21 protein-coding genes are annotated in these 15653 nt (G+C 59.9%); 11 read left to right on the top strand and 10 right to left on the bottom strand.

The genetic code is table 11. The features are described 5' to 3' along the window. Window positions 1-20: 20 nt before the first annotated feature. Window positions 21-1013: an alpha/beta hydrolase gene (locus ACR0E6_RS01955; protein WP_480580581.1), complete on the bottom strand. Its 993-nt coding sequence runs from the start codon at window positions 1011-1013 to the stop codon at window positions 21-23. Then, entirely contained in the window at window positions 1013-1762 is a 750-nt protein-coding gene (locus ACR0E6_RS01950; protein WP_480580579.1) for an alpha/beta hydrolase, read from the bottom strand. The genes ACR0E6_RS01955 and ACR0E6_RS01950 overlap by 1 nt, the downstream gene beginning before the upstream one ends. A gap of 220 nt (window positions 1763-1982) precedes the next feature. Here ACR0E6_RS01950 and thrS point away from each other — a divergent pair, with 220 nt between their 5' ends. The 5 genes from thrS to ACR0E6_RS01925 all read left to right on the top strand — a co-directional run bounded on the left by thrS (window position 1983) and on the right by ACR0E6_RS01925 (window position 6668). Next, window positions 1983-3941 carry a threonine--tRNA ligase gene (thrS, locus tag ACR0E6_RS01945; RefSeq protein WP_480580577.1) on the top strand — a complete coding sequence of 653 codons (1959 nt, stop codon included), beginning with the start codon at window positions 1983-1985 and terminating at the stop codon, window positions 3939-3941. 221 nt (window positions 3942-4162) lie between these two features. Next, window positions 4163-4465 (top strand): BufA1 family periplasmic bufferin-type metallophore, encoded by a 303-nt coding sequence (locus tag ACR0E6_RS01940; protein WP_170449650.1) that lies wholly within the window; start codon window positions 4163-4165, stop codon window positions 4463-4465. A 72-nt stretch (window positions 4466-4537) separates the two neighbouring features. After that, complete coding sequence (bufB, locus tag ACR0E6_RS01935; protein WP_170519609.1) at window positions 4538-5395, top strand: MNIO family bufferin maturase; 858 nt, start codon at window positions 4538-4540, stop codon at window positions 5393-5395. Then, window positions 5392-6153: an HvfC/BufC family peptide modification chaperone gene (locus ACR0E6_RS01930; RefSeq protein WP_170519612.1), complete on the top strand. Its 762-nt coding sequence runs from the start codon at window positions 5392-5394 to the stop codon at window positions 6151-6153. Before bufB ends, ACR0E6_RS01930 begins: the two co-directional genes overlap by 4 nt. Continuing rightward, on the top strand, window positions 6150-6668 hold the full coding sequence (locus ACR0E6_RS01925; RefSeq protein ID WP_170622038.1) for a DoxX family protein: 519 nt from the start codon (window positions 6150-6152) through the stop codon (window positions 6666-6668). The genes ACR0E6_RS01930 and ACR0E6_RS01925 overlap by 4 nt, the downstream gene beginning before the upstream one ends. Before the next feature lie 101 nt (window positions 6669-6769). Here the strand turns inward: ACR0E6_RS01925 and ACR0E6_RS01920 are convergent, their stop codons facing one another. Both ACR0E6_RS01920 and ACR0E6_RS01915 read right to left on the bottom strand, forming a co-directional pair. After that, the gene (locus ACR0E6_RS01920) at window positions 6770-7138 is read right to left on the bottom strand and encodes a hypothetical protein (protein ID WP_170449639.1); all 369 of its coding nucleotides are present in this window, start codon (window positions 7136-7138) and stop codon (window positions 6770-6772) included. Between the two features lie 41 nt (window positions 7139-7179). Next, entirely contained in the window at window positions 7180-7497 is a 318-nt protein-coding gene (locus tag ACR0E6_RS01915) for an ArsC/Spx/MgsR family protein (protein ID WP_170519618.1), read from the bottom strand. Window positions 7498-7712: 215 nt separating this feature from the next. Here ACR0E6_RS01915 and ACR0E6_RS01910 point away from each other — a divergent pair, with 215 nt between their 5' ends. Then, window positions 7713-7919, top strand: coding sequence for a cold-shock protein (locus ACR0E6_RS01910; protein WP_008758035.1), 207 nt, complete (start codon window positions 7713-7715; stop codon window positions 7917-7919). A gap of 85 nt (window positions 7920-8004) precedes the next feature. Here ACR0E6_RS01910 and ACR0E6_RS01905 read toward each other — a convergent pair whose 3' ends face one another. Together ACR0E6_RS01905 and thyX are read right to left on the bottom strand one after the other, a co-directional pair. Beyond that, the gene (locus tag ACR0E6_RS01905) at window positions 8005-8313 is read right to left on the bottom strand and encodes a hypothetical protein (protein WP_170519620.1); all 309 of its coding nucleotides are present in this window, start codon (window positions 8311-8313) and stop codon (window positions 8005-8007) included. A 56-nt stretch (window positions 8314-8369) separates the two neighbouring features. Beyond that, window positions 8370-9281, bottom strand: coding sequence for an FAD-dependent thymidylate synthase (gene thyX / locus ACR0E6_RS01900; RefSeq protein ID WP_170622040.1), 912 nt, complete (start codon window positions 9279-9281; stop codon window positions 8370-8372). 177 nt (window positions 9282-9458) lie between these two features. On the opposite strand from thyX, the gene ACR0E6_RS01895 reads away from it, so the two are divergent. The 3 genes from ACR0E6_RS01895 to ACR0E6_RS01885 are packed head-to-tail and all read left to right on the top strand — an operon-like array spanning window position 9459 to window position 11346. After that, on the top strand, window positions 9459-9887 hold the full coding sequence (locus ACR0E6_RS01895; RefSeq protein ID WP_170449626.1) for a VOC family protein: 429 nt from the start codon (window positions 9459-9461) through the stop codon (window positions 9885-9887). Continuing rightward, the gene (locus ACR0E6_RS01890) at window positions 9884-10585 is read left to right on the top strand and encodes a DUF1194 domain-containing protein (RefSeq protein WP_480580572.1); all 702 of its coding nucleotides are present in this window, start codon (window positions 9884-9886) and stop codon (window positions 10583-10585) included. Before ACR0E6_RS01895 ends, ACR0E6_RS01890 begins: the two co-directional genes overlap by 4 nt. Further along, window positions 10582-11346 (top strand): DUF1194 domain-containing protein, encoded by a 765-nt coding sequence (locus tag ACR0E6_RS01885; protein ID WP_480580570.1) that lies wholly within the window; start codon window positions 10582-10584, stop codon window positions 11344-11346. The genes ACR0E6_RS01890 and ACR0E6_RS01885 overlap by 4 nt, the downstream gene beginning before the upstream one ends. On the opposite strand, the gene ACR0E6_RS01880 is transcribed toward ACR0E6_RS01885, so the two are convergent. The 3 genes from ACR0E6_RS01880 to ACR0E6_RS01870 all read right to left on the bottom strand — a co-directional run bounded on the left by ACR0E6_RS01880 (window position 11293) and on the right by ACR0E6_RS01870 (window position 12514). Further along, window positions 11293-11790: a MarR family winged helix-turn-helix transcriptional regulator gene (locus ACR0E6_RS01880; protein WP_480580568.1), complete on the bottom strand. Its 498-nt coding sequence runs from the start codon at window positions 11788-11790 to the stop codon at window positions 11293-11295. The two genes, ACR0E6_RS01885 and ACR0E6_RS01880, sit on opposite strands and share 54 nt — an antisense overlap. Before the next feature lie 77 nt (window positions 11791-11867). Next, complete coding sequence (locus ACR0E6_RS01875; protein ID WP_170735194.1) at window positions 11868-12125, bottom strand: succinate dehydrogenase assembly factor 2; 258 nt, start codon at window positions 12123-12125, stop codon at window positions 11868-11870. Continuing rightward, on the bottom strand, window positions 12122-12514 hold the full coding sequence (locus tag ACR0E6_RS01870; RefSeq protein ID WP_170622043.1) for a helix-turn-helix domain-containing protein: 393 nt from the start codon (window positions 12512-12514) through the stop codon (window positions 12122-12124). The genes ACR0E6_RS01875 and ACR0E6_RS01870 overlap by 4 nt, the downstream gene beginning before the upstream one ends. A 91-nt stretch (window positions 12515-12605) precedes the next feature. Between ACR0E6_RS01870 and ACR0E6_RS01865 the strand changes: the two genes are divergently transcribed. Continuing rightward, a complete protein-coding gene (locus ACR0E6_RS01865) occupies window positions 12606-13808 on the top strand; it encodes a pyridoxal phosphate-dependent aminotransferase (protein ID WP_480580565.1) in 1203 nt (400 codons plus the stop codon). Between the two features lie 12 nt (window positions 13809-13820). Then, window positions 13821-14222, top strand: coding sequence for a hypothetical protein (locus tag ACR0E6_RS01860; protein WP_480580563.1), 402 nt, complete (start codon window positions 13821-13823; stop codon window positions 14220-14222). A 3-nt stretch (window positions 14223-14225) separates the two neighbouring features. Here ACR0E6_RS01860 and ACR0E6_RS01855 read toward each other — a convergent pair whose 3' ends face one another. After that, window positions 14226-15578: an MATE family efflux transporter gene (locus tag ACR0E6_RS01855; RefSeq protein WP_480580561.1), complete on the bottom strand. Its 1353-nt coding sequence runs from the start codon at window positions 15576-15578 to the stop codon at window positions 14226-14228. Window positions 15579-15653 lie beyond the last annotated feature (75 nt).

The raw sequence follows: 15653 nt of genomic DNA, 5'->3' as shown, positions 1-15653 counted from the left end.
ATCGGAAACGGCAAGGGCGGCTATTGCACCCCCAACCCTTTCAACCAATCCAGAATACCGGCAACCGTTGGGTCTGTCTGCCCGGGTGACATCAAACGGCCGGAGATGACATGGGACATCGGATCATCCCCCGGTCCCATCGTGACCAACTCAACCGTTGCCGGAGCACCCCAGGCCTCGGCCACCTTATGGGTCCGATCGGGGCGAACGACCTGATCGTCATCCGAGAACCAGAACAGCGCCGGGACCAGAGCGCCCGAGAAATCAAGCGCATAGACCGTTTCGACCAGAACTGTCATGGGCACCACGGCCTCCCACGGATAGACCGAAGACCAGTATTTGTTCTTTTCCGGATCCGGGCCGGATACATCACGTTCCTCCCCCATCAGAACCGGCAACCACTCCCGCGCCCAAGGCAGGCCGGGGATAAAGGCCGCAGGGGTGTTGACGCCGAAGTTGGGCGACACAAACACCATGCCAACGACATCCGCACTCAGCTCGGGATCAAGCGCAGCAGCCGCAGCCAGTGTGCCCCCGGTCGAGGTTGACATGACGATCACCTTGTCCCCCACGGCCCGCGCGGCGGCCAACCCCTCTGCCATGTCCTGCATCCACCCCGAGGCGGTTGCATCGCCCATCGCAGACCCATCGCGCCCATGGCCTTGCAGGCGGGTATAGACCAGATTGGCCCCCAGCGCGTCGGCGACCCTGTCGGGAACGGGCCGGATTTCCTCGGAACTGGCCGAGAATCCATGCACATACAGCACCGAATAGGGCGTGCGCTGCTCGTTGAAGCCATCCTGCCAGATCACACGCTTTTCGACGCCCGGAACAATATCGTCATAGGCCGCTTCGGTGCTTTCGAAATAGACCTGAACGCCCTCGCCGAACTTGCGCGGATCAAAGCTTGGGTGAAGGTTCACCTCTTCCCGCGGCCCGAACCAATAAATCAGACCACCCACGACAATCAGCGCCAACAGCAGGCGCCCGAGAATCCATCCAAAACGCCGCATCAGCCCTCCCCCATCACGTCAAGAACCGCTTGTTCGATCAGCCCCAAACACGGACCGTCCGAGAACCGATGATCCGCATCTTTGACCAGCAACAGACGCATATCCGGGCTGGTCGCGTGCTCAAGCAGACGCACAGCGGTTTCCGTGGACACCGCCGTATCCGCCGTTCCCTGCAAGCACCGCACCGGGAATGGCAGGTTCAAGGCCGACCGCAGCACCAATCGCTGCCGCCCGTCCTCGATCATCCGTTTGGTGATAATGTAAGGCTCCATATAGTCCGAGGGCAGTTCGACATGGCCAACCTCCTCCAATGCCGCCTTCTGCGCGTCAGTGAACGAGGCCCAATACCCATCCTCGGTAAAGTCCGGTGCGGCCGCGATTGTGACCAGGCCTGCAATCCGCTCGGGGTTCGCCCGCGCCAGCAACAGCGCCTGCCACCCGCCCATGGATGAACCGACAACGATCAACGGCCCTTCGGTCAAAGCCGCAACAGCGGCCAGTGTATCCTCATGCCAATCCCCGATGCAGCCATCGGTAAACGCCCCGGAACTCTCTCCGTGCCCCGAATAGTCGAACCGCAAAAAAGCCTGCCCCCGCGCCTGCGCCCAGGCTTCAAGATGCACCGCCTTGGTGCCTTCCATATCCGATTTCAGCCCGCCCAGAAAAACGATGGTCGGCCCCGCCCCCTCACTCTTGTGATAAGCCAACCGCCGCCCCTGCGCCGTCTCCAGAAAATTCGTCGCTGCCATGAAACCCTCTCATTACTGCTCCCCACATCATGCACGACACAGAGCCATCCACAATTCCCGGATCCAACTTCATCTGGCCAAAAATATCTCGGGGAGCGCGAGGGGCTGGCCCCTCGCTTCCTCCCTTGACACAAGCACATCCTCCTGCCAAATCACCCGAACACACATAACCCGCAACCGGGCGTTCAGTGGGCGCCAAACCGACGAGGAGAGCCAGACCATGGCCCTGGATTCAAAATCCGTCTCACTCACCTTTCCCGATGGCAATGCAAGATCCTATGACGCAGGCGTCACGCCCGCGCAGGTGGCTGCCGATATCTCTACCTCGCTGGCGAAAAAGGCTATCTCGGCCACGGTGAACGGCCAGCATTGGGACCTGCAATGGCCCATCGAAGCCGATTCCGACATCGCCATTCACACCATGAAGGACGAAGTTCAGGCCAACGAACTGATCCGTCACGACCTGGCCCATATCATGGCGCGCGCGGTGCAGGAAATCTGGCCCGACACCAAGGTCACCATCGGCCCGGTGATCGATAACGGCTGGTACTACGACTTCGACCGCGCCGAACCCTTCACCCCCGAAGACCTCGGCCTGATCGAGAAAAAGATGAAGGAAATCATCAACAAGCGCGACACCGTGACCACCGAAGTCTGGGACCGTCAGCGCGCGATCGATTTCTACACCGCCAACAACGAGCCCTATAAGGTCGAACTGATCGAAGCCATCCCGGGCGACGAACCGCTGCGCATGTACTGGCATGGCGACTGGCAGGACCTGTGCCGCGGCCCGCACCTGCAGCACACCGGGCAGGTTCCCGGCGACGCGTTCAAACTGATGTCCATCGCCGGTGCCTACTGGCGCGGCGACAGCAGCCGCCAGATGTTGCAGCGCATCTACGGCGTGGCCTTCACCGGCAAGGAAAAGCTCAAAGCTCACCTGCACATGCTGGAAGAGGCCGCCAAGCGCGATCACCGCAAGCTGGGTCGCGAGATGAACCTGTTCCACATGCAGGAGGAGGCCCCCGGTCAGATTTTCTGGCACCCGAACGGCTGGAAAATCTACACCACGTTGCAGGACTATATGCGCCGGATGCAGGAACGCGACGGCTATGTCGAGGTGAACACCCCGCAGGTCGTGGACCGTAAGTTGTGGGAAGCCTCGGGCCACTGGGACAAATATCAGGAGAATATGTTCATCGTCGAAGTTGACGAAGAACATGCCCGCGAAAAGGCGATTAATGCGCTGAAACCGATGAACTGCCCCTGCCACGTGCAGGTGTTCAATCAGGGCCTGAAATCCTATCGCGATCTACCGCTGCGGATGGCCGAGTTCGGGTCCTGTGCGCGGTATGAACCTTCGGGCGCGCTGCACGGGATCATGCGGGTGCGCGGATTTACGCAGGATGATGGCCACATCTTCTGTGCCGAGGATCAGATCGAATCCGAGACCGCCAAGTTCATTGCCTTCCTGTCCAAGGTCTATGCTGATCTGGGTTTCCACGACTGGACCATCAAACTGTCCACCCGCCCGGAAAAGCGGATTGGGTCGGATGAAAGCTGGGATCTGGTGGAAAAGGCGCTGGGCGACGCCTGCAAGGCTGCCGGGTACGATTTTGAAGTTCTCGAAGGCGAAGGCGCATTCTACGGTCCCAAGCTGGAGTTCACTCTGACCGACGCCATCGGCCGGACGTGGCAGTGCGGCACGCTTCAGGTTGACCCCAACCTGCCCGAGCGTCTGGATGCCAGCTTTATCGGGGCCGACGGTGCCAAACACCGCCCCTTCATGTTGCACCGGGCAACTTTGGGATCCTTCGAACGTTTCATCGGTATCCTGATCGAGGAACATGCGGGCAAACTGCCGTTCTGGCTGGCCCCGCGTCAGGTCGTTGTCGCCTCGATCACCTCGGATGCGGATGACTATGTGATGGACGTGGTCGAAACGCTCAAGGCTGCAGGTGTCCGCGCCGAAGCCGACATCCGCAACGAGAAGATCAACTACAAGGTCCGCGAGCATTCGGTCGGCAAAGTGCCGGTCATTCTGGCCGTCGGGCACCGTGAAGTTGAAGACCGCACCGTCAGTGTCCGCCGCCTTGGCGAAAAACAGACGCAGGTTCAATCCCTTGAGGCTGTAACAATTGAGCTGGGCCAGGCCGCAACCCCGCCCGACCTGCTGTAACATTCGGCACCATATCGCCGGAAATCCGACCCCTCGGAAGGGGTCGGATTGTAACATTTCCTCTTTTCTTTCTTAAAAACAGTATATTAACCTGCAAGGGGGCAATCTGTACCCTGACACGGTTGTGAGACACGGGCTCGTGAGTTTAACTGTAGCCAACTACCCACTACCTTAGTCACTGTCACAAGCAGACATACCCAGTCATCAAGAGGATTTCAGAGATGTCGAACACAGCAAAAACCCTTGTCATCGCCAGCGCAGTCGCAGCCGCCGTATCGGGTGCAGCGACCACAGCAACCGCTCAGGCCAAAGAAAAGTGCTATGGCGTTTCGCTGGCTGGTCAGAATGACTGCGCAGCAGGCCCCGGCACCACCTGCGCGGGCACCTCGACCGTTGATTATCAGGGCAACGCATGGACCTTGGTCGATGCAGGCACCTGTGCCGATATCGAACTGCCCGCACAGGCAGACGGCACCCCGCGCCAAGGCTCGCTGGAAGAGCTGGACCGCGACCTGCCGGCATAAGCTTCGGCCAAACGACTCGTTGGGGGCGGGCAATATCGCCCGCCCTTTTCTTCGCGATGAAGGAGCGTGCAAATGCTGGATGATGCCCTCAGGTCGAACCGCCTGCCCGCAGCGCCGGGTGTCGGATACAAGCCGCAGCACTTCGCCCAGATTCTGGACCACGCCCGGCCCGTCGCATGGCTTGAGATTCATGCCGAAAACTACATGGGCGACGGTGGTCGCCCGCTGGCGCAACTGCGCCATCTTTCAGAACAATTCCCGATCTCGGTTCATGGCGTCGGCCTTTCCATCGGCGGCGAAGGCCCCTTGGACCCGGATCATCTGGCCCGGCTGAAACATCTGGTCGGCTGGCTGAACCCGGCCAGCTTCTCGGAACATCTGGCCTGGTCCACCCATGACAGCCATTTCTTCAACGACCTGCTGCCCCTGCCCTACACGGATGCGACGCTGGCACGGGTCTGCGCGCATATCGATCAGGTGCAGGAAACCGTCGGTCGTCAGATGCTGCTAGAGAATCCCTCCAGCTATCTGGCGTTCGAGGAAAGCACATGGTCGGAACCCGATTTCCTGCGCGAGATCGCCAAACGCACCGGCTGCGGGCTGTTGCTGGATGTGAACAACGTGTTTGTTTCAGCCACCAATCTGGACTTCTCGCCGCAAGGATATATCGACGCCTATCCGCTGGATCAGGTGGGCGAAATTCACCTCGGCGGTCATGACGAGGACGAAGATGACCACGGCCACCCCCTGCTGATCGACAGCCACGGGCGCGAAGTTGTGGATCCGGTCTGGGCGTTGCTGGACTATGTTTTGGAGCGCTCTGGCCCCAAACCTCTGCTGGTTGAATGGGACACGGATGTCCCCGACTGGCCGGTTCTGCGGGCCGAGGCCGAACGCGCGCAAGCGGCGCTGGACAGGGTTCCGGCATGACCGTCTCGCAAACGGAGTTTCACGCGGCCTTACTGGACGCAAAGACCCCGGTTCCGGACGGGCTGACCGATGCCGAGGCGCAACCGGCGGGCCGTCGGTTCAGCGTCTACCGCAACAACGTCGCCGTTTCCCTGACCGAGGCCATGCATCAGGCCTTTCCGGTGATCGCCAAGCTTCTGGGCGCGCAGAACATGGACGGGCTGTCCGGTATCTTTCTGCGGCAACACCCGCCGACCTCGCCCCTGATGATGTTCTATGGCGAGGCGTTTCCCGCGTTTCTGGCCAACATGCCGCAACTTTCGCATCTGGCCTATCTGCCAGATGTGGCGCGGCTGGAACTGGCCCTGCGGCAATCCTACCATGCGGCCGACAGCCAAGCGGCCCCGGCCGATGCGCTTGCCGTCCCGCCCGAGGATGTGATGCAAGCGCGGCTGACGTTCGCGCCGTCGATGCGGATCATCTGCTCGGACTGGCCCATTCACGCGATCTGGCGGTTCAATTCAGAACCCGATGCCCCGAAACCCACCACCGGGGCCGAGGATGTGCTGATCACCCGCCCCGAATTTGATCCGGCCCCACATCTGCTGCCACCGGGCGGCGCAAACTGGATCGGACATATTCAGTCAGGCAATACCATCGGCGAAGCGTTCGAAAAAACCGCTGCAGAAACACCTGACTTTGATCTTGGAACCACTCTGGCACTGCTTCTGCAAGGCGGTGCAATAACCTCTGTGACTATCGAAAGGCTGGCGACATGACTGCCCTGATTTCAATCCACAACAACGTTCTGGGTAAGGTGGACCACGCGTCCGGCTGGCTCACACCGACGCTTGCGCGGCTGATCTTCATCGCGGTTCTGCTGGTCTATTACTGGAATTCGGCCATGCTGAAGATCGACGGGTCGATCTTTTCGCCCTCCAGCGGGGCGTTCGGGCAGATCTTTCCCAAAGCGGCCGAGGCGGTCTTGTGGGACGTCACGCAGATGACCTTCTTCCAGCGCATCGTGATCTTCTTTGGCACCGTGGCCGAATTTGTCCTGCCCGCCCTGCTGCTGGTTGGCCTGTTCACACGCTTGGCCGCGCTGGCCATGATCGGCTTTGTCTGGGTCCAAACCATTGTTGATGTCACCGGCCACGGCGTCAAACTGGGCAGCCTGTTCAACGCTGCGCCCGATCTGATGGATCAGCGTGTGATGTGGACCTTCCTGTTCCTGGTGATCGTCATCCATGGCGCAGGTCCGCTGTCCCTGGACCGCTTGCTGCGCCTGAAATGATCTACAGCGTTTTGCGTTTTATCTGAGACACATTCATCGGAATGCGCGTTCGACCAAAGGGAGAGGCAGCGCATTCCGATTCAAGTTTAACGCAAAGCGCTTCAGAAATGCGCCTTGGGCTCGTCCGGTTTTCCAGCGGCGAGCCCAAGTACCCCGGCCACGCCGGCAAACGCAATGGGGAACATGGTGAAGACACCGAACCCAAACGCGTAGTACATCCCCGCCGCGGACACCAACAGCAAGACACCCGCCACCAGCGCGCGGGCATGGGCCATTGCTCCACCGACAAGAGCCAGCAGCGGTGCCACGATGGACGCCGTCTGGATCAAAGCGGGATTGTCCACCTGCTCGGCGATGCCATCGATATCGCCGAAATGCTTGATCGCCTCGACATAGCCATAACCAAAGAACCCAACAATCATCCCGACCAAACCGGCGATGACACCCAAAATCATTGCGGCGTTTCGCATAAATTATCCTCGCAGTTGCGCCTGATCAGATAAGTACCCGATCACGCCACGCCAAGCTTTGCGCGCGCCTCGGCGGTCCAACCTAACGTCAATGCTCCGTCATTTTCGATCAGCGGGCGCTTCATCAGCGTCGGATGCTCTTGCAGCAATTCCAAAGCCGGGCGCGTGCGCTGCGCCTCATCCAATCCACGCCAGGTTGTCGAACGGGTATTGAGCAAAGCCCCGCCGAACTCGGCAATAGCCTGCTCCAGTACAGTTTCGGGAACTCCGTCGCTGCGCACGTCTAAAAACTTGGCATCTGGTAGTGATTTCAGCGCCTTACGGCAGGTGTCGCATGTTTTCAGACCATAAAGGCGCATTTGGGGACTGCTCCGGTAATTGTTTCAATTTTAGGCGATTGTGCCAGTTTCCAGCGGTTATTCTTGATTTTTTACTTCACCGTGCAATGTTGAAAAAGGTGAAACATGCAAATCGGACTGTAACCCGATCAGGAAACAGTCCGTTTTTTGCGGTCTTGCCAACCACCGCCCCACCAATTTGTGGGACAATGCGAAAGTAGAAGGAGACACGGGAGATGCCAACTGGCACCGTGAAATGGTTCAATACCACCAAAGGCTATGGGTTTATTGCCCCTGACGAAGGGGGCAAAGATGTGTTTGTTCATATCTCGGCCGTAGAACGGTCCGGACTGACCGGGCTCGCAGACAATCAGAAAGTCTCGTACGAGTTGCAGGACGGGCGCGATGGCCGTCAGATGGCAGCTGATTTGAAGCCGTTGTAACGACGCCCCTGTGTCACACGGGGTTCTTCAATTAAGATTGGCGGCCAATTTCCGGCCGTCAATCGCCCCCTTTCCGGCGAATGCCCTACCCCCGTGCTGGCTTGTCCTCGGCATGCGTGTGCCAGTCTTGTCCCATCGCAACGATGCAGGACGTACCGGCGGCATAGGTCACGACCATGGTCCAGTCGCCCCTTTCGCTGCTCCAGACTTCCATAATCTGTTCAGGGCCACGCATTCCCGTGGCCACACGCTCGGACCGGAATTGCCCCTTGAGCTTGTCATGCAGCCGTTGAGTCGGCTCGCACAACACCTCGGCAATCGGGGATTTGGCCTGCGCGGGCACAGCCAGCGCAAAGGTCAGGCCCAGAACGGAAAGAAACGAAGCATGGGTCATGAAACCAAGGTAACAGTTTCATGACAACCTGTATAGCGGATTGATATGCGCCCGGTTCAGCCTTCGCGGATGATGGCCTCAAACTCACGCCATTCGCGCGCGGTCATTCCCGAGTTGTCTTGCGTGACCGTTTCACCCGCCAACATCCGACGCAGACTGTTGACCATCTGAGCCGACAGATTGACCGCGCCAAGGCGATAATCCTCGAACGCGCGATATGCGAATGGGACCCAATCGGCCACGATCTTGCACATCATCTCGGCATAGACCCGGATCTCGTATTGCGCATGCGGGTCAGCGCGCAGGCGCAGGAAGTGGAACAGGTTGTGCAGGTCGACCTTCCAGTACCACTGCGTATAAACGTTCGCGGGCAGGTTCATCCGCGCCAATTCGCGCGCCAGCCCCTGTTGGCCGTCCTGATTGATCATCGCCTCGTAATTGTCATAGCAACGGGTGCTGTCTGCCTTCAGGATTTCCAGCACGCGCGCGGCCTCTTCTCCTTCCAGCGCCGAACCGCGCCCCTGATTGTTCACCTCGGACTGGGCGGCGACATGTTCGGGCGCGGGGATATAGAACTCACGATCCAGAATCGAATACCGCGCCGAGTATTCGTTCACATTGGCGGTCCGGTGGCGAATCCACTGACGGGCCACAAAGACCGGAAGCTTGACGTGCAGCTTGACCTCGCACATCTCGAACGGGGTCGAGTGCCAGTGCCGCATCAGATAGCGGATCAGACCCTCATCATTCTGAACGGATTTCGTGCCTTTGCCATAGGACACGCGCGCCGCCTGACAGATCGCGGCATCATCGCCCATATAGTCGATCACACGGACAAAGCCGTGATCCAGCACCTGATGCGCAGTATACAGGTGATCTTCCATTCCCGCTGCAACGACGCGGCGTGTTTGATGCGACTGCGCGCGTTGCGCCTCGATCTCGGCCTGTTGGTCGGCAGACAGCGGCATGAAAACATCCTTTCCGGTAATGAGTCGCCGCCTACTATATATCGTCAGTTCCGGCGCTGGAACCGCATGATGTGCCGCACATGGACGATTTCCGGAAATGTGTGCGCAGCCCCCCTCGACACGCCCCCGAAGCGCGCTAAGCTGATGGCGAACTCATGCAGAATAAGGATTGCCGTGATGGGGCTGAAATATCTTCACACTATGGTTCGGGTGAAAGATCTGGAAAAATCTCTGGCGTTCTACGAGTTGCTCGGCCTCAAGGAAACACGCCGCTATGACAGTGAAGAGGGCCGGTTCTCGCTGATCTTCATGGCGCCTCCGGGGCAAGAGGATCGACCGATTGAACTGACTTATAACTGGGATGGCGACGACGAGCTGCCAAATGACAGCCGCCATTTCGGCCACCTCGCCTATGGGGTCGACAATATTTACGAGACATGCCAGCACCTTCAGGACAATGACGTGGTGATCAACCGGCCCCCGCGTGACGGGCGCATGGCATTTGTGCGCTCGCCCGACAATATCTCGGTCGAACTGCTGCAGAACGGCGATGCGCTGGAACCGGCGGAACCCTGGGTCAGCATGGGCAACACCGGCCACTGGTGATCCGCACCTTGATAGCCGTGGGTCTGGCCGCGCTGGCCAGCCCTGCCCAGGCCGAGACCTGCCGTCTGGCCCTGGCACTGGCGCTGGATATTTCGGTGTCGGTGGATGAAAGCGAAGACGCGCTGCAACGGCAAGGGCTGGCCGCCGCCCTGATCGCGCCCGAGGTTCAGGAGGCCTTTTTCTCCTCGCCCATGCCCGTTGCCCTGGCCGTTTACGAATGGAGCGGACGAAACACACAGCATATCATTATGGATTGGCGGATGATCCGGAACACCGGCGATCTGCTGGCCGCCGCGACACAGATCAGCCAATCCGAACGGTCGGATGCCGGGTCGGCTACGGCGATGGGCTATGCGCTGGCCTTTGGCGCGACCTTGCTGCAGCGGGCCCCGCCCTGCCTGTTTCAGACAATCGATCTGTCCGGCGACGGGTCGAACAATGACGGGTATGGCCCGCAAAACGCCTATCGGCACTTTCCCTTTCGCGACGTGGTGGTCAACGGGCTGGTCATCAATGCCGCTGATTTTGAAGGTGAATTGTTCCTGATCCCGTTTTTTGAGAACAACGTTCTGCACGGCCCCGGCGCGTTTCTTGAGGTGGCGCAGGGGTTTGAAGATTTCGAACGCGCAATGCGCCGGAAACTGGAACGGGAATTGCGGGGCCTGCAAATCGGGGCGTTGCAGGACGTGACCGAATGATGCTGCGCATCCTGATGACATCGCTGTGTCTGCTCGCGACTCACGCCACCGCTCAGTGCAGGCAGGCTCTGGCCTTGGGGTTGGATGTGTCGGGCTCGGTCGATGCGCAAGAGTACAGGTTGCAACTGCGCGGGCTTGCGGCAGCTCTGCGTCGTCCGGACGTAGCGCGTTTGATCCTGTCCAATCCCGGCGCGCCCGTACGGATTGCCGTGTTCGAATGGAGCGAACCCGATCATCAGAAACTGCTGTTGGACTGGACCGAGATCCGCACCCAGGATGATCTGACCCGCATTGGGCAACAGCTGGATGCCGTGAAACGCAGCCCTGCCCCGCAAGGCACCGCCGTGGGTTCGGCCATGGCGTTCGGTGCCAACCTGCTGAACCAGCAAGAGTGTTGGAAGCGGACGCTGGACCTATCCGGCGATGGCAAACACAATCTGGGGCCGCATCCGCGCAATGTGAAATCTCAACTGCACTCCACCGGCATCACAATCAACGTGCTGGTCATTGGCGCAGACGATCCGAGGCAAGGCGATCAACGGCAGGTGCAGGTCGGTGAGCTTTCAGCTTATTACAACACATGGGTCATCCTCGGCCCGGATGCGTTTGTCGAGGTCGCGCTGGGATTTGACGCCTACGAAGATGCCATGGCGCGCAAACTGGTCCGAGAGCTGGAGGGCCTTGTGCTGTCGGACGCGCGCCCCGGATCAGTAGATATAGCGGATTTGGTCCGTCCAGTAACGCTCGACCCGGCGCAATGAGTTTGTGATATCATCGATCCCTTCCAGACCCAGAACACCGCGATTTTGCAACCCTTCGGCATGGCGGGCAAACAGGTCTGACACGATGTCCCGAATCTCGCGCCCGCGCGGCGTCAGGCGCACCCGGACCGAGCGTCGGTCGATCTCGCACCGTTGATGGTGCATATACCCCATTTCAACCAGTTTCTTGAGGTTGTAGCTGACGTTGCTGCCTTGATAGTAGCCCCGGCTTTTCAACTCACCCGCCGTCACCTCATGATCGCCGATGTTGAACAGCAACAGCCCCTGAACTGCGTTGATTTCCAGCACGCCGACCCGCTCGAACTCGTCCTTGATCACGTCCAGAAGCAAGCGGTGCAACCGTTCCACCAGGGCCAGCGCCTCAAGATAGCTGGTCATGAACCCTTTGGTCCCCGGTGCCGAGACCTGCAATTCCATACTCATCCGACCCTCCGATTCAGTCGTGCCTTTCCGACACGATGAACCGAAATCCCGAAAAATCAGTTAAGCCGGTTTTATCCTTACTTTTGAAAGGTCTGGGCAATATCTGCGATCAGGTCGGCCAGTGCCTCGGGCGGTTGGACCTGCCCTGTCACCCATTGATACAGGTCCTGATCGTTTTCGCTGAGCATCGCATCATAGGTGTCCAGACCGTCGGCATCCATTTCGTCCAGATTGCGGTTGGCATAGGCGGTCAGGATCAGGTCCATCTCTTTGATGCCCCGCCGCATCGACCGCATTTTCATCCGTTTGATCCGAATATCGCGGGGTTCGGTCATTTGCTGGCCTCCAGCATCAGGCGCAGTTTCTTTTCCAGCCGCGCGGCGCGTTCCGAGCAGGCGCGCATCTCGCCCCGGATGGCGCGCAGTTCGGCCACGGCCCCCGCCAGATCCAGATTTGCATGCTCTTCGTCCACAGGCGCATCCATCCCCTCGCCTTCGCCGGTCAGCAGCCACTTGATCGAGACGTTGACCATCCCCGCCATCATCGACAGACGGTTGGCGCGCGGCTCGGACAGGTCGTTTTCCCAATCCCCGATCGTTGACTTCTTGACCCCAAGCCGACGCGCCAGTTCGGCCTGCGTCATCCCCGCCGCCTCGCGCGCGCCTGCCAGCCGATCCCCAAATGTCGCCGCGTCTGGTCCAAACCAATCGTTTTCGTCGCTCATTCAGGTCTCCGATTCCCGGTTTCATATCGCTTGATCGTCATTCGGGCGCACCCTATGACAGTCAGGCTGAACATACAAACCGAGGCCGCCCATGAGTTTCCTGTCTGCGACATTGTCCCGCGTCAAACCTTCGCCGACCGTCGCAATGACGGCCAAAGCGGCCGAATTGAAGGCCGCCGGGCGGGATGTCATTGGCCTCAGCGCCGGTGAACCGGATTTTGACACGCCGCAGAACATCAAGGAAGCCGCCGTCGCGGCGATTGCCGCTGGCAAGACAAAATACACGGCCCCCGACGGCATCCCCGAGCTGAAACAGGCCGCTTGTGCCAAGATGAAGCGCGATCACGGGCTGGATTACATACCCGCACAGATCTCGGTCGGGACCGGCGGCAAGCAGACGCTTTATAACGCGCTGATGGCCACGATGAATGACGGGGATGAGGTTATCATTCCCGCCCCCTATTGGGTCAGCTACCCGGATATGGTGCTGCTGGCGGGTGGCACACCGGTAGTTGTCGAAACCAGCGTCGAGAACAGCTTCAAACTGACGCCCGAGCAGCTTGAGGCCGCGATCACCCCCAAGACCAAGTGGTTCATCTTCAACTCACCGTCGAACCCCACCGGCGCGGGCTACAGCCGGGATGAGTTGAAAGCCCTCACCGATGTGCTGATGCGCCACCCGCAGGTCTGGATCATGTCCGACGACATGTACGAGCATCTGGCCTATGACGGGTTCGAGTTTTGCACCCCTGCCGAGGTGGAACCGGGGCTTTATGATCGCACGCTGACCTGCAACGGGGTTTCCAAGGCCTATGCGATGACCGGCTGGCGGATCGGTTACGCGGCCGGGCCGGTCGAGATCATCGCAGCCATGCGGAAGATCCAGTCTCAGTCGACCTCGAACCCCTGCACGATCAGCCAATGGGCCGCGGTCGAGGCGCTGAATGGGACACAGCATTTTCTGGCCTCCAACAACGAGATTTTCAAACGCCGCCGCGATCTGGTGATCGGCATGTTGAACGAGATTGACGGGGTGCAATGCCCTACCCCCGAAGGCGCGTTTTATGTCTACCCGTCCATCGCCGGGCTGATCGGCAAGACCACCCCGGCAGGTACCCTGATCGACAATGATGAAGCCTTTGCCACCGCCTTGCTGGAAGAGGCCGATGTCGCCGTCGTCTTTGGTGCCGCCTTTGGTCTGTCGCCGAACTTCCGCGTCAGCTACGCAACCTCGGACGAGGCCCTGACCCAGGCCTGCACCCGCATTCAGACCTTCTGTGCGTCCTTAACCTAGGCGGAGCCTCTCATGTCCACTGAATTGCCCGAATACTACTTTCGTGTCCGCGAGAATGGTGCGGCAGTCTTTCGGATCGACACCGAGAACCGCCAACGCCGGATCGAGATGGACCAGATCGCGGTCATCAATGTCCGCAACGGCGAGGTCAAGCCGCACGGGCAACGCACGCTGAGCGAGGCTGACAAGGCCGAAATCGCGCGCTGGATGGACGAGCGTAAGGCCCTGTTGGCCCAGCGCGACATAGACGACATTCACCGCGCGGTCGATTACTTGAACCTGACCACCCAGTGGGCGCAGTCCAAAGCCTCGGACGGACAGTTAGAGGATGTGACTGACCGGCTTTTGATGGCGATGCACGATCTGCGCTCGGTCCTGGTGCGTAAAAAGGCGGATCGGATGGGGAAAGACTGACGGCTACTCCGCCGGAACCCCAACCTCGCGCACGGAACGCATCCAGAACCGGGCCATCAGCAGCACCGCCGCGCAGGCCAGTCCAAGCACAAGGCCCAGCCAGACGCCAATTCCGTCCATCCCCCGGATAAAGCCAAAGTAATAAGACGACGGAAGCCCCACGACCCAATAGCTGAGCGCCGCCATCAGCATCGGAATTTTCGCATCCTGCAAGCCGCGCAGCAGCCCCAGCGCAATGACCTGAGCGCCATCGACCAGTTGGAACAGCGCAGCCATGGCCAGCAACCCGGTGCCGATCAGCAATATCTGGGCGCGCTGCGGGTCGTCCGCCTCCATAAACAGGGAAATCAGCGGTTCGGCACAGGTCAGGAACAGGATGATCGTCAGCACGGACATCACCAGCGACATGGCGGTCACCGCGATGGCGCCTTTCTCAAGATGCGGGCGATCCCGCCGGCCCAGCGCATTGCCGGCCCGAATGGTCGCGGCATTGGACAAGCCCAGATGCACCATGAACGTGGCCGATGCCAGATTGAGCGCGATCCCATGCGCGGCCAGAGGTACCTGCCCCAGCCAGCCCATCATCACCGCCGATGTGGCGAACAACGTCACCTCGGCCAAGGTCGTTAGTCCGATGGGTACACCAAGGCGCAGGACGCTTCCGAACATCTCCCAATCGGGCCGCCAGAACCGGCGGAACAGGCTGTGTTCCGGCAGCACTTTCACGGCATAAATCACAACCGCCACCAGCGACACGACCTGCGTCACGATCGAGGCGATCGCCGCCCCCATGACCCCAAGCTCGGGCGCGCCCCAATTGCCGAAGATCAGCGCATAATTGGTCAGGCCGTTGACGACCGCTGCGACGACCGTGATCCACAGAACGATCTGCGTCCGTTCCAGCGCCGCAAGGTAGGATTTCAGCACCATCACCAGCAGCGCAGGGAACAGCCCCCATCCGGCCACGCGCAAGTATTCCGCTGCGGTTTCAGCCACTTGCGGCTCTTGTTTCAAGGCAATCAGAATCGGGTGCGACCACCACAGCAGCGGCATCATCAGCGCCGCGTATAGCAAGGACAGCCACAGCCCCATCCGGGTCGAGCGGCGAATGCTGGTCTCATCCTCTTCGGCCGCAGCGGTGGCCACCATGGGCATGACGGCCCAGCCGAACCCCGCCCCAAACAGGAACAAAACAAAGTAATAGCTGCTGGCCAGCGTCACCGCCGCCAAAGCCTCGACCCCGTACCAGCCCAGCATGATCGTATCGGTCAGGCCGATGGCAAATTGCGCCAGATGACCGCCGACCAATGGCAGGCCCAGCACAGCAATGGCCTTGAAATGGGCCGGATATGTCATCACCTTGTTCATCCGACCAGCCATATGCCCGGCTTGACGCAGGGACAAGACCAGATCAAACAAATTTCAAATTGA

It is taken from the genome of Ruegeria sp. AP12 (genome assembly GCF_056540025.1).
The sequence above is the reverse complement of the archived record's forward strand: the minus strand, read 5'-3'. Positions and strand labels throughout refer to the sequence as shown.